This is a genomic window from Pontibacter lucknowensis (assembly GCF_900156415.1).
GTDB lineage: Bacteria > Bacteroidota > Bacteroidia > Cytophagales > Hymenobacteraceae > Pontibacter > Pontibacter lucknowensis.
This window is the reverse complement of the sequence record NZ_FTNM01000005.1, coordinates 38,459-51,147: the sequence shown is the minus strand read 5'-3', so window position 1 is coordinate 51,147 and position 12,689 is coordinate 38,459. Positions and strand designations below refer to the sequence as shown.

The window sequence follows — 12,689 nt, the reverse complement described above, 5'->3', positions numbered from 1 at the left end:
GTTGAAACGAAACGTCATACTTAGCAGGCCATCGTCTTTTGTCCATAAAGCATGAACATCACAAAATTAGTTTATTCTATTCTGTTTACGCTATTGTCGCTGACAGTTTTGGCGCAGGAGCAACAGCAGCAGAAACCACCGGTGACTGTGCGGCAGGCTACGCAGCAGGTAAAGCCGCCACAGCCGCCCAAAATTGTGCCGCAGCAACAGCCACCGCAGCCGCGCATGAATCAGCCACAGCAGGCCCCTTCACAGCCCCGCATGAACCAGCAGCCGGAGTCCGCACGTCCGGGGCAGACGCCGGCCCAGCAGGGTCCTCAACAGCAGGGCCAGCAGGATCGTGTGCAACTGGAGAGTGCTGATGACCTGATTGGTACTACGATCAATGGGAGACGCGTGAATAAGCTGATTGGGAATGTGATCTTTAAGCAAAAGGAGACGTTTCTTTATGCCGACTCTGTGTACCAATACCGTGACAGTGAGATACTGGAGGCATTCGGCAACGTGCGTATCAACCAGGCAGATACTGTTACCATGACCGGTACGAAAGCCATCTACGATGGTGCAAAACGCACTGCCAGAATGAGTGGGGGTGTGACCATGCAGGATCCGCGTATGACACTGACCACGCCTACGCTTGATTATAACCTGGAAAACCGCACGGCAGTCTATACCGAGGGCGGAACCATTGTAGACCCCGAGAACCGCTTGCAGAGCCAGCGCGGTACTTACGATACCAATACCAAAGTCTTTACCTTTCAGCAGAACGTGAAAGTGTTTTCAGCTGACTACGAGATCACAGCGCAGAACATGCGCTACAACACAGAGAGTAAAGTGGTGTACTTCCAGGGACCAACCTTCATCAAAGGTCAGAATGGCGACCTGTACGCAGAGCAGGGTACTTATAATACTATTACCAAAGTATCCCGTTTCGGACGTAATGCCTATATCGTAACGCCGGAATACCGCTTGGGGGGAGATGATCTGTATTATGACGAAGCCCGCGGCTATGGAGAGGCGAAGGTGAACATGACCATGCGCTCGCTCAAAGACGACGTGACCATACGTGGGCAAGTCGGCCGCTACTGGCGAGATCAGGGGGTAGCCAAGGTATGGGGCAGTCCGGTGATGGAGTCAATCATGGATGGTGACACGCTATACATGGCCGCCGATTCACTTATCTCCCGCGAGGCTAAGGCAGATGGACAGCCAAGTATGCTGTTTGCTTTCAATAACGTCAAGATCTTCAAATCAGACCTGCAGGGCACCTGCGACTCTCTCAGCTACAACCGTACCGACTCGCTGATGTACATGCACCGCAACCCGACCCTGTGGAGTGAGCAGAGCCAGATCGTGGGCGATACCATCCGCATCCACATGCGAAACAAGACCATCGACAAGATGTACATTTTCAGTAACTCCTTTATCACTTCTGAAGACTCACTCCGGAATTACAACCAGGTGAAGGGCCGTAACATGGTGGCGCACTTCCAGGACGGGCGTATGCGACGTGTAAATGTGAACGGCAATGGAGAGAGTATTTACTTTGCCTTGGAAGGTGATTCGGTGCTAACAGGTATGAACCGGGCTGTGTGTAGCGACATGGTTTTGAACTTTGCGGAAAATAAACTGAAATCTATTTCGTTTCTTGTAAATCCGGACGCAAAGTTCATACCGCCGCACGAACTGCAGGCTAGTGACCGAAGGCTTGAAGGATTTGCCTGGCTCGAAGAACTCAGGCCTGATAAAAAAGAGGTACTGGCTCCGCGCGAACCGGTGAAAGCGCCGGATGTGCCTACTAAAGCCGCTGCTCCTGCCAAAGGCAAAGCAGCTGGCAACAAGTCAGGCCAGACGCCAGCTAAAAAGCCTGCTGCAGGAGCTGCCAAGCAGTCGCCGGCCCGCAAGTAAACACGCTATATTCACGCTTGTAAATCACAGGGATATTGTATAATTTTGCCCGTTCATGAACAGAGGAATCCTGCATACCGTCGTATTGTTGTGCCTGTTGGTTTTTACAACCAGCTGCAGCAACTTCCAAAAGCTGTTAAAAAGCAACGACGTTGATCTGAAATACAAAGCCGCACTCGAGTACTACGAGAAAGGGGACTACTACCGTGCAAACCAACTGCTTGAGCAGGTGATGCCTTTGATGACAGGTAGAGAAGAGGCTGAGAGAGCCCGTTTCTACTACGCCAACACGCACTACCAGCAGCGGGAGTACATGCTGAGTGCCTTCCAGTTCCGTACCTTCTACGAAACCTACCCGCGTAGTGAGATGGCTGAGGAGGCTATGTTCCTGCAGGCTAAGTCACTTTACAACGACTCACCGGACTTCGAGCAGGATCAGACTAGCACCATCACGGCTATGGAGTCGATCCAGGAATTCCTGGTACGCTACCCAAGCAGCCAGTTCTCAGCAGAGGCCAATAAGATGTTCGATGATCTGAGCGCTAAGCTGGATCTGAAAGCTTTTGAAAGTGCCCGCTTATACTACAAGCTGCGCTATTACAAGTCTGCCGTAGTGGCATTTACGAACTTTTTGCGCGAAAACCCGTCTTCGCCCTACAGTGAGCAGGCAGCTTACCTGAGAGTGGATGCACAATACCGCTTTGCGCTGGAAAGCGTGCCGGACAAGCAGCAGGAGCGTTTCATGGAAGCTATTGATTTTTACCAGGCCTTCATCGACCAGTATCCCGACAGCAGTTACCTGCGTAGTGCTGAGCAGGTATACGCCAACGCGCAATCTGAGCTCGAGAAAATAAAGAAAAACAACCCAAGCAATTCATAAAGCAAGTATATATGGCAATCGTTCCATCATCAATCGTTACCCGTAACATGGCCGACTTTGCAGAGCAGACCGGCAATGTGTATAAGTCTGTTTCGGTTATCTCTAAAAGAGCCAACCAGATCTCTGTGAAGCTGAAAGAAGAGTTGAACTCTAAGCTGGCCGAGTTTGCCACCACAGTGGACAACCTGGAGGAGGTGTTTGAGAACCGTGAGCAGATCGAAATTTCTAAATACTACGAGCGCCTGCCAAAGCCTACCAGCCTTGCTATTGAGGAATTCCTGGAAGGTAAAGTATACGTGCGCACACCAGACGAAGAGACTGACGAAATATCGCTGTAAGGCGCATGCTCCGGAATCGGAAAATAGTATTGGGGGTCTGCGGAAGTATAGCTGCGTATAAGGCAGCCATGCTAGTTCGCTTACTCGTAAAAGCAGAAGCAGAAGTGCAGGTCATCCTGACCACTTCTGCTTCTGCCTTTATAACCCCGCTCACTTTAGCTACCCTCTCCAAGCGGCCTGTGCTCACTGAATTCGTGCTCAATGAGCAGGGTGTCTGGAACAACCATGTGGAGCTGGGCCTCTGGGCCGATGCCATGGTGGTAGCACCTGCCAGTGCCAACACAGTGGCCAAGTTTGCCAACGGTTTTTGCGATAATCTCTTGTCGGCTACCTACCTGTCAGCACGCTGCCCGGTGTTTGTGGCACCGGCTATGGACCTGGATATGTACCAGCACCCTGCGGTGCAGGCTAACTTTACCAGGCTGCGCGGCTATGGCAACTTCATCATTGAGGCCGGATATGGCGAACTTGCCAGTGGACTGGTGGGGCAGGGGCGTATGGCAGAGCCAGAGGAAATTATTCGCGTACTAGAAAATCACTTCACAGGCATTGGAAAAACTGTTTAAGGGCAAAACCGTCGTCCTGACTGCCGGCCCGACATACGAACCAATTGATCCGGTGCGTTTTATTGGCAACCACTCAACAGGTAAAATGGGCTATGCGCTGGCCGAGTGCTTTGCCAGCCGCGGTGCTCAGGTGCAGCTGGTAGCAGGGCCAACAAACCTGCAGGCGCAGCATGATGCCATCAAGGTTATACCCGTTACTACTGCCGATGAAATGTATGCGGCTGTAAAGCAGCAGGCTCCTGCGGCTGATATCTGGGTATTTGCCGCTGCCGTTGCCGATTACAAACCCAAAGTAGTAGCAGACCGAAAAATAAAAAAAGCCGGTGCCGAACTGACAATCGAACTCGTTAAGAACGTTGATATAGCAGCGGCACTCGGCAAAGAAAAGCGGCAAGATCAGTTTGCCGTGGGATTTGCCCTGGAGACGGATAATGAAGACAGCAATGCCCGCGAGAAGCTGCAAAAGAAGAACCTGAACATGATTGTGCTGAACTCCCTCAATGATCCGGGCGCTGGTTTTAAGCACGATACAAATAAAATCACTATTATTGAGAAAGATACGACCACGGCTTTTGAACTGAAGCATAAAAGCGAAGTGGCACAGGATATCGTGAACCTGATTTGGGAGAGACTCTATGCTTAAGCGACTGTTTGTTTTGCTGTGTGTGATGGGAGTAGCCTTGGGAGCCCGTGCCCAGGAGTTGCAGTGCGATGTGGTGGTCAACAGCGAACAGGTAGCTTTTGCCAACCGGCAACTGTTCACCGAAATGCAAAACCGCATTTTTGAGTTTATGAACAACCGCCGCTGGACTAATCAGTCTTACCGGGTGGATGAACGCATCAAATGCCGTATGCTCATCAACCTGACTGAAATGCCCGAGGTAGGTACTTTCCGCGCCAATGTACAGATCGTATCCGTACGGCCAGCTTATGGCACCGGCTACGAGTCCACGCTTTTCTCTTTTATCGACCGTGACTGGCTTTTCCAGTTTAACGAGGCCCAACCGCTCGACTTTGCCGAAAACAATTTTACCGGCAACCTGTCAGCCATGCTGGCATACTATGCCTATATGATCATCGGGATGGATAACGACAGCTTTGCCAGATTAGGCGGCTCACCTTCCTTTGATCGGGCACGTGGCATCCTGAACCTGGCAGCTTCGCAGAACTCTATTTTCCCGGGCTGGCGTCCGTTTGAAGGCAATCGCAACCGCTACTGGATGATCGACAACATACAGGATCCGGTGTTTATACCTTTTCGTGAGGGCATCTATACCATGCACCGCCAGGGGATGGACCTGATGGCACAGGACCCTGAGAAAGCCCGCAAGGCGACACTCGAAGTGCTGCGGAACATCCAGAAGATATCGCAGCAGAAGCCCGGCGCTGCTCTGATCCGCTCATTCTTTGAGGCCAAGTCAGATGAACTGGTGAATATTTTCAAATCGGCCGCTCCGGCTGATAAGCAAGCCGCCTATACCTTACTCACGCAGGTGGATCCTACCAACAACACCAAGTACGAAGTGCTGCTCCAACGCTAAGCCTTTTCCAAATTTCACAGAAAGCGCGTATCTTCACGGGGCGGAGGAATATACCTGCGCAATCACCTATGGGCAAACGCCAGATCAGAATCTATCGAAACCAATTGGCCGATCACCTGCCTGATCTTCTGCAACAGCTGACGGTGCAAGTGGTGTTGAGAAACCGTGTGGTTGTGCAGGGGGTACTGCAGCATGTGTCAGTCCAGGAGTTGGAGTTGCTCGATGGTCGCAGGCACAAACATACCATACCTGTGCCCGAGGTGGAGGAAGTGATTTACGACATCGAAGCACCTTATTAAAATACACCCAAATTATCGAACTAAGTCCGGGTATTAAATCTTATACCTTGTGACTAGCATCTTGCATCCTTATATATGCTGATTGATCTTAAAATAAAAAACTACGCACTGATAGAGCAGTTGGAAATGAACCCATCGCCAGTGCTCAATATTATAACAGGTGAAACCGGTGCCGGTAAGTCCATTATGCTGGGCGCGATAGGTTTGCTGCTCGGTAACCGCGCCGACTCTAAACTGCTCTTCAACCAGGAGCAGAAGTGCGTGATTGAGGGGGTATTTGATATTTCGCAGTACAACCTCAAAGAGGTGTTTTTAGCTGAGGACTTAGACTTTGACGAACACTGCATCCTGCGTCGTGAGATCAGCCCAAGCGGAAAGTCACGCGCCTTTGTGAACGACACCCCGGTAACGCTGGACGTGCTGCGCAAGATAGGCGAGAACCTGATGGACATCCACTCGCAGCACGACACACTGCAGTTGGGCGACACCAGCTTCCAACTCAATATCCTCGACATTTATGCCGGCAACACTTCGCTGGATATCTATGCAGGCAACCTGTCATACCTGAAAGATTATAACGAGACGTACCGCAAGTATAAGAAGCTCGAAAGCGATTATAAGAAACTGAACGACCAGCTTGCGCAGGCGCAGAAGGAACTGGACTACAACACTTTCCTGCTCAATGAACTGGAGGAGATCAACCTGCAGGAAGATGAACAGGAGCAGCTGGAGACAGAGCTTAAGGAACTGGAGAACGCCGAAGACATCAAGCTGAAGCTGACGCAGGCGGTGCAGTACCTGACAGAGTCAGAGTTTAACATCACCTCCGCCCTGAAGGACACAGTACAACTGATCGGGCAATTGGCGGCTTTCTCACCGAAGTATGAAGAGTTGCGCACCCGCACCGAAAGCTGCATGATTGAGCTTAATGACGTGGCAGGTGAACTCGAAGATGCTGAGCGCCGCACCGAAGCCGATCCGGCCCGCACTACGGAGGTACAGGAGCGGCTTAACACCATCTATACCTTGCAGCGCAAGCACCAGGTACAAACTATTGCCGAACTGCTCGAGATTCAGCGTGAGCTGGAAGGCAAAGTAGGCAGCGTACTAAACTTGGATAATGCTCTTTCCAGCACCGAGAAAGCCATGAAAGAAGCGGAGAAGGAAATGCTGGAGAAAGCTGCCGTGCTTTCAGAACGCCGCAAGGCTTCGTTTGGGCAGTTCGAGCAGGAACTCTATACCTTGCTGGCCGAACTTGGTATGCCAAACGCCCGCATCGTCATTCAGCACAAAGCCGCTGCGCCAACTGCAACAGGTACTGACGAGATCAGTATTTTGTTCAGTGCAAACAAAGGTGCGCAGCCCCAGTCATTGGTAAAAGCTGCCTCAGGCGGTGAATTCTCCCGATTGATGCTCAGCATCAAGTACATGCTGGCCGATAAAACTGCCCTGCCAACCATCGTATTCGACGAGATCGACACAGGCATATCCGGGGAGGTAGCCGTGAAAGTGGGCAGGATGATGCAGCAGATGGCGCAGAAGCACCAGATTATTGCCATTTCGCACTTGCCGCAGATTGCAGCGCAGGGTAACTCCCATTACTTCGTGTACAAGCATGATACCGAAGACCGAACGATCAGCCGTGTGAAGAAACTGAGCGACAAAGAGCGTGTAGATGAAATAGCGCACATGATAGCAGGTGCCAACCCTAGTGCAAGTGCTTACAAGAGTGCCAAAGAGTTGCTTTCGCTGTAATATACACTCAATGTCGCTTCTTTGCTCAGGGCCGCATACCTAAAATAGGAGAGGGGGCTAACGGAGAAATGGGCTTGTGTGAATGATGGCCGATCTTAACTTGAGTTATACCTAGTTATTGCTATATTGCTGCCTGATTTCTGCTGGCTATACCTGGCTGGCAGAAATCCTGAAAATGTGAAACATTAACCTGACAAATACATGTCTTACAATCTGCTTAAAGGAAAGAAAGGAATCATTTTCGGAGCGCTTGACGAGAAGTCTATCGCCTGGAAAGTTGCGATGCGTGCCCATGAAGAGGGTGCTGAGTTTGTGCTGACAAATGCCCCGATCGCAATGCGTATGGGTGAGATCAACAAGCTGGCTGAAGCTTGCAACGCTCAGGTTATACCTGCCGACGCTACTTCTGTTGAGGATCTGGAAAACCTGTTTACAAAAGCTCAGGAAATTTTAGGCGGTAAGATCGACTTCGTGCTGCACTCAATCGGCTCAAGCCCGAACATCCGTAAAGGCAAGTCTTACGGCGACCTGAACTACGACTGGTTCCTGAAGACGCTGGACATCTCAGCCATTTCTTTCCACAAGGTGATGCACGTAGCTGAGAAGCAGAACGCCATGAATGAGTGGGGTTCTATCGTAGCGCTTTCGTATATCGCGGCGCAGCGTGTGTTCCCTGATTATACTGACATGTCACATGCAAAGGCTGTGCTTGAGTCTATTGCGCGTAACTATGGCTACCGCCTGGGCAAGCTGAATAAGGTACGTGTGAACACAGTGTCGCAGTCACCGACCAAGACGACCGCTGGTACAGGTGTAGGAGGTTTCGACGCTTTCTATGACTATGCTGACAAGATGTCTCCACTAGGCAACGCCTCTGCTGAGTCTTGCGCAGACTACTGTATCACCCTGTTCTCTGACCTGACCCGTATGGTGACCATGCAGAACCTGATGCACGACGGCGGCTTCTCTGCCATGGGCATCTCTGAAGATGTGGTGGAGATGATTAATAAGCAGTCTTAATTCCAGATTTGAAGATCTGGAGATTTAAAATAGATCTGACATGCTCTGAAATATGAAGAGCCCCTGGTACTAAGTGTGCCAGGGGCTTTTTTGATATACTTTTCTGAACGATCTGAAGTGAGGTAAGAGATAGTTTAGATCGTCAGGTGGCAGGGTTATACTCGTGGAGCTCCTAAGGCGCCCCATCGCCACACCTCGGCATTATGCATCCTCGCGATTCACTTTGGTAAAGTCAAACGCAGGTACGCATACAGACCAGTATTCAGTCTCCTCATCGTAAGGATTGGAGTAACGAATGCGGGCACCTGCTTTGATCAGGATGGACTCACCGGCTTCCACTACCACTTCCTCCCCGTCAATCTCAATCAGCTTGCGGCCGCGTAGCACGATCGTGATCTCGTCGAACTCCGGCGTCTGATGCGGCTCCCCCCAGTGCGGCGGGGCTACCATATGCGCGACGCTGAAGGCGCTGGTATGGGTAGAGGCTTTGCCGAAATGCTCTTCTATCAGCTTACCGTCGGTGGTAGGTACCCGAAAAGGCTTGGTTTGTTTGAAGTATTTTTTCTCAGACATAGGCTGGCAGGTATAGCTTAGGATTTGTCAGGGCACTCGCCTTTGGTGTAAGAAGTCACGCCGGCACGATCAGCCTCACAGGCATTGCCGTAAGTTTTGCCGTCGCAGCCGCACACGGGGTCATATTGCATAGTGCACATCTGGTCAGGGTTGATCTTGGATTGGTCAATACAGGCTATTTCGCTGTTTTTGCAGGAGTAAAGGGTTCCCATAGCCAGGAAGGCTAATGCCAGGGCTGTCTTTTTCATAAGGTTTTATTTTATTGTTGTTTTATACGTGCTACTGAATAGAAAGAGAATAGAAACACTAGTATGCAAAGATAAGGGCTTGCAAACTAAGTATGCAGCAACCCGTATGTATTGGAACGTAAATTAAACGAGATACAGGTATAAGGACCATGCTTTCTATTCTGAAGGAGCTACGCCTTATCAAATAAACAGTACCTGAAAATGATAAACAACATGAACGACGAAAAAGGAAAAATTCTGCTGGCCACACTGGCCGGTATTGGAGCCGGTGTAGTAGCCGGTGTACTACTTGCCCCAAACAATGGCCTGGACACACGCGATAGCCTGAAAAAAACGCTCACCAAAGTAAGCGATGACGTGGAGCGTACTGTCAAGAACTTTATGGATAAGCTGGAACGCAACAAGGTGACCGATGATGGGAGCAGCCTGATTATGCGCGGATCCTGGGATGATGTAAAGGGGCAGTTGAAGAAAAACTACGCTGACCTGACCGATGATGACCTGACTTATGTGGAAGGGCAGGAAGACGAATTGTTTGGACGTTTGCAGCAGAAACTGGGCAAAACCAAAAATGAGATCATGAAGGTGATCAGAGACTTGTAAGAGAATACGGAACATAATTTAAAGCTCAGCAAAGTGTTTTGCTGAGCTTTTTTTCGTTATTTAGATGCACTACAACATAAAACTGTAGTATAGTTATAACTTAATACATAGCTTCGTCGTTATTAGGGCAATAGCTAATATTAAAGAAACCAAATCCAACAATTTATAATAAACAGAACTATGAAAGATAATAGCGGAAAGATCATGCTTGCACTGTTGGCAGGCGCTAGCGCTGGTGTAATTGCAGGCTTATTGATGGCTCCAGACACAGGTGAACACACCAGAACCGGTATCAAGAAGTGGGCTAACAAACTAAGCAAAGATCTTGAGAAGAACCTGCAGACTGGCCTTGACGAAATCAAAAACATGAGCAACGAGGCCATGAGCAAAATGGGCAGCGCCAATAAAGAAGGCGGTAACACTGGTGGCAGTTCGTCTTCATCAGCTGGTTCAACCGGCTCAACCGGCTCTACTACTGGTACATCTGGCAGCACAAATGCTGGTGGCTCTACTGTAACAAACGTATAACCTGCCACACCGGGCATAGCCCATTCAAAACGTATACTTAAACTTGGCTTGTTCCTGGGGCACGTGTGCCCGCTGAGGTGGAAACAAGCTTTGTGAAGGCGAAAGGCCTGTTCCATACCGGAACAGGCCTTTGTTTTTGGATGCTACTGATTTGATCAGCGCTAACCTTAGGACTTTACTCCCGTTATTATTTTAAAGAGTATAATATTTCGCGCAATAGAATTCACAATAAAACCAAAGCAAACTATGAGAACGAAAATGGATTACAGCAGCCTGGGAGAGGCAAAAAGTACATACAGCAACAACCCAAGATCATCGTCTACCAATAGTCATGTGGGTAGAGAAACGAGCGGAAATGTAACGCACTCCTCTGTGCGGGAGCCGAAGCACCAGCCGAAAATGCAGCAACGTACAGCGTATAGCAGCGGTAGTCGCAGGTCATCGTCTTCCAGCTCGCATGATGAGAGCAGCGGGACCTTGGGGGTCGCCATGGGCTTGCTCGCCGGCGCCAGCGTAGGAGTGCTGGCAGGTATACTCATGGCACCCGACAGTGGCCGCATTACCCGTCGCCGCCTGTCAGACTCCGCCGCCTGGGTAGGCCGCGGCATCAACGAGAAGTTAGGTGCTGGTAAGACCAAAATTGACTCCTGGGTCGGAAAAGAAGAAAGCCTGAAAGATGCCACGGACAAAGTGAAGGATAGAATTTCAGGCGAGGAAAAGCTATAGAAAGAAGATAAGCATAAAACAGAAATGGCCCGCTAAGGTATAGCGGGCCATTTCTGTTTTATGGAAAATTAACTTTTATTCTTCTCTTCTCTCTGGCTTCATTTGTGGGAAGAACAGCACATCCTGAATGGAGTTAGAGTTTGTCATGATCATGGTCAGGCGATCTATACCTACACCCAAGCCAGCGGTTGGTGGCATACCGTATTCCAGGGCACGCAGGAAGTCTTCGTCCAGGGCCATGGCCTCCACGTCACCGCGTTTTGCCAGTTCCAGCTGCTCCTCAAAGCGGGCACGCTGATCAACCGGGTCATTCAGCTCCGAGAAGGCATTACAGATTTCTTTGCCATTACAGATGGCCTCGAAACGCTCCACCAAACCTGGCTTGTCGCGGTGCTTCTTGGCAAGCGGGCTCATCTCCACAGGGTAATCTGTGATGAAAGTCGGCTGTATCAGGTTAGGCTCTGCCGTCTCCCCGAATATCTCATCAATGATTTTGGCTTTGCCCATGGTTGGGTCCACATGAATGCCCAATTGCTGCGCCGCCTGGCGAAGCTCCGGTTCTTCCATGTTCGAGATGTCGATCTTCGTGAAGTGCTCAATGGCTTCGTACATGGTGTAGCGCTTCCATGGACGGGCAAAGTTGATCAGGTTTTCGCCAACCTGTACTTCTGTTTTACCGTGCAGAGCAAGGGCCACTTTTTCTACCATCTCCTCTACCAGATCCATCATCCAGTTGTAGTCCTTGTAGGTAACGTACAGCTCCATCACCGTAAACTCCGGGTTGTGGAAACGGCTCATACCCTCATTACGGAAGTCCTTGGCAAACTCAAACACACCGTCGAATCCACCTACGATGAGGCGCTTCAGGTATAGCTCATTGGCAATGCGCAGGTATAGCGTCATATCCAGTGTGTTGTGGTGCGTCTTGAACGGACGAGCCGCAGCACCGCCGTGTATAGGCTGCAGAATCGGCGTTTCTACTTCCAGGTAACCTTTTTCAGCAAGGAAGTTACGCATGGTGCTCACCAGCTGTGTACGCTTCTTAAAAGTCTCACGCACATGCGGGTTCACGATCAGGTCCACGTAACGCTGACGGTAACGCAGCTCCGGATCCGTAAAACCGTCGTGCACGATCTCGTTGCCGTTCTCGTCGATCTCACGCTTCACAATAGGCAATGGGCGAAGTGACTTCGTCAGTACTTTCAATTCCGTCACGTGTACCGAGATCTCGCCTACCTGCGTGACAAAAGCGTATCCTTTGATGCCGATGAAGTCACCGATGTCGAGCATCTTCTTGAACACGGTGTTGTACATGTCCTTGTTCTCGCCTGGTGCAATGTCATCGCGTGATACATAGATCTGGATGCGACCCGTGCTGTCCATCAGCTCAGCAAACGAGGCTTTGCCCATCACGCGGCGACTCATCAAACGACCAGCCAGGGTTACTTCCTGGTAGTTGTTCTTCTCCTTATCGAAATTCTCCTTTATCTCTTTGGCCGTGGCCGTCACTTCAAATGTTTCGGATGGATATGGGTTGATGCCCATTTTCTCCAGCTCTTCGCGCTCGTGGCGTCTGCGTAGTTCCTGTTCGCTGAGTTGCATGCGATTTTAGTACTAAATGTGACTGTTATATATAAACTGCAAAATTGCTAAATAATCGGCAGCTTTTAAAAGGTTAATTACTGATTGTTAAAGGTTAGTTAC

15 protein-coding genes are annotated in these 12,689 nt (G+C 50.1%); 12 read left to right on the top strand and 3 right to left on the bottom strand.

Translation table 11 applies throughout. From position 1 onward, the window contains the following. The first annotated feature begins 51 nt into the window (after positions 1-51). The 9 genes from BW972_RS15210 (at position 52) to BW972_RS15170 (ending at position 8,307) form a co-directional block, all read left to right on the top strand. The gene (locus BW972_RS15210; RefSeq protein ID WP_076422754.1) at positions 52-1,908 is read left to right on the top strand and encodes an OstA-like protein; all 1,857 of its coding nucleotides are present in this window, start codon (positions 52-54) and stop codon (positions 1,906-1,908) included. Positions 1,909-1,963: 55 nt separating this feature from the next. Further along, positions 1,964-2,788 (top strand): outer membrane protein assembly factor BamD, encoded by an 825-nt coding sequence (locus BW972_RS15205; protein WP_234986405.1) that lies wholly within the window; start codon positions 1,964-1,966, stop codon positions 2,786-2,788. Positions 2,789-2,799: 11 nt separating this feature from the next. Beyond that, positions 2,800-3,126, top strand: a complete 327-nt coding sequence (locus tag BW972_RS15200; RefSeq protein ID WP_007653213.1) for a DNA-directed RNA polymerase subunit omega — start codon at positions 2,800-2,802, stop codon at positions 3,124-3,126. 68 nt (positions 3,127-3,194) lie between these two features. Continuing rightward, a complete protein-coding gene (locus BW972_RS20190) occupies positions 3,195-3,692 on the top strand; it encodes a flavoprotein (protein ID WP_007653215.1) in 498 nt (165 codons plus the stop codon). After that, complete coding sequence (coaBC, locus tag BW972_RS20185) at positions 3,676-4,335, top strand: bifunctional phosphopantothenoylcysteine decarboxylase/phosphopantothenate--cysteine ligase CoaBC (RefSeq protein WP_076422753.1); 660 nt, start codon at positions 3,676-3,678, stop codon at positions 4,333-4,335. The genes BW972_RS20190 and coaBC overlap by 17 nt, the downstream gene beginning before the upstream one ends. Further along, positions 4,328-5,233: a type IX secretion system protein PorD gene (gene porD / locus BW972_RS15185; RefSeq protein WP_076422752.1), complete on the top strand. Its 906-nt coding sequence runs from the start codon at positions 4,328-4,330 to the stop codon at positions 5,231-5,233. The genes coaBC and porD overlap by 8 nt, the downstream gene beginning before the upstream one ends. Before the next feature lie 68 nt (positions 5,234-5,301). Continuing rightward, positions 5,302-5,532: a hypothetical protein gene (locus BW972_RS15180; protein ID WP_076422751.1), complete on the top strand. Its 231-nt coding sequence runs from the start codon at positions 5,302-5,304 to the stop codon at positions 5,530-5,532. Positions 5,533-5,607: 75 nt separating this feature from the next. Next, a complete protein-coding gene (recN, locus tag BW972_RS15175) occupies positions 5,608-7,287 on the top strand; it encodes a DNA repair protein RecN (protein WP_076422750.1) in 1,680 nt (559 codons plus the stop codon). A 201-nt stretch (positions 7,288-7,488) separates the two neighbouring features. Continuing rightward, positions 7,489-8,307, top strand: coding sequence for an enoyl-ACP reductase FabI (locus BW972_RS15170; protein WP_007653229.1), 819 nt, complete (start codon positions 7,489-7,491; stop codon positions 8,305-8,307). A gap of 201 nt (positions 8,308-8,508) precedes the next feature. On the opposite strand, the gene BW972_RS15165 is transcribed toward BW972_RS15170, so the two are convergent. Both BW972_RS15165 and BW972_RS15160 read right to left on the bottom strand, forming a co-directional pair. Continuing rightward, a complete protein-coding gene (locus tag BW972_RS15165) occupies positions 8,509-8,880 on the bottom strand; it encodes a cupin domain-containing protein (RefSeq protein WP_076422749.1) in 372 nt (123 codons plus the stop codon). Between the two features lie 17 nt (positions 8,881-8,897). Beyond that, positions 8,898-9,128, bottom strand: a complete 231-nt coding sequence (locus tag BW972_RS15160) for a Kazal-type serine protease inhibitor family protein (protein ID WP_007653234.1) — start codon at positions 9,126-9,128, stop codon at positions 8,898-8,900. Between the two features lie 213 nt (positions 9,129-9,341). Between BW972_RS15160 and BW972_RS15155 the strand changes: the two genes are divergently transcribed. The 3 genes from BW972_RS15155 (at position 9,342) to BW972_RS19655 (ending at position 10,985) form a co-directional block, all read left to right on the top strand. Next, positions 9,342-9,731: a CsbD family protein gene (locus BW972_RS15155; RefSeq protein WP_230392159.1), complete on the top strand. Its 390-nt coding sequence runs from the start codon at positions 9,342-9,344 to the stop codon at positions 9,729-9,731. A 180-nt stretch (positions 9,732-9,911) separates the two neighbouring features. Beyond that, entirely contained in the window at positions 9,912-10,259 is a 348-nt protein-coding gene (locus BW972_RS15150) for a YtxH domain-containing protein (RefSeq protein ID WP_007653241.1), read from the top strand. A gap of 246 nt (positions 10,260-10,505) precedes the next feature. Further along, the gene (locus BW972_RS19655) at positions 10,506-10,985 is read left to right on the top strand and encodes a YtxH domain-containing protein (RefSeq protein WP_083674206.1); all 480 of its coding nucleotides are present in this window, start codon (positions 10,506-10,508) and stop codon (positions 10,983-10,985) included. Positions 10,986-11,060: 75 nt separating this feature from the next. Here BW972_RS19655 and lysS read toward each other — a convergent pair whose 3' ends face one another. Then, positions 11,061-12,587, bottom strand: a complete 1,527-nt coding sequence (lysS, locus tag BW972_RS15140; RefSeq protein ID WP_007653245.1) for a lysine--tRNA ligase — start codon at positions 12,585-12,587, stop codon at positions 11,061-11,063. Positions 12,588-12,689 lie beyond the last annotated feature (102 nt).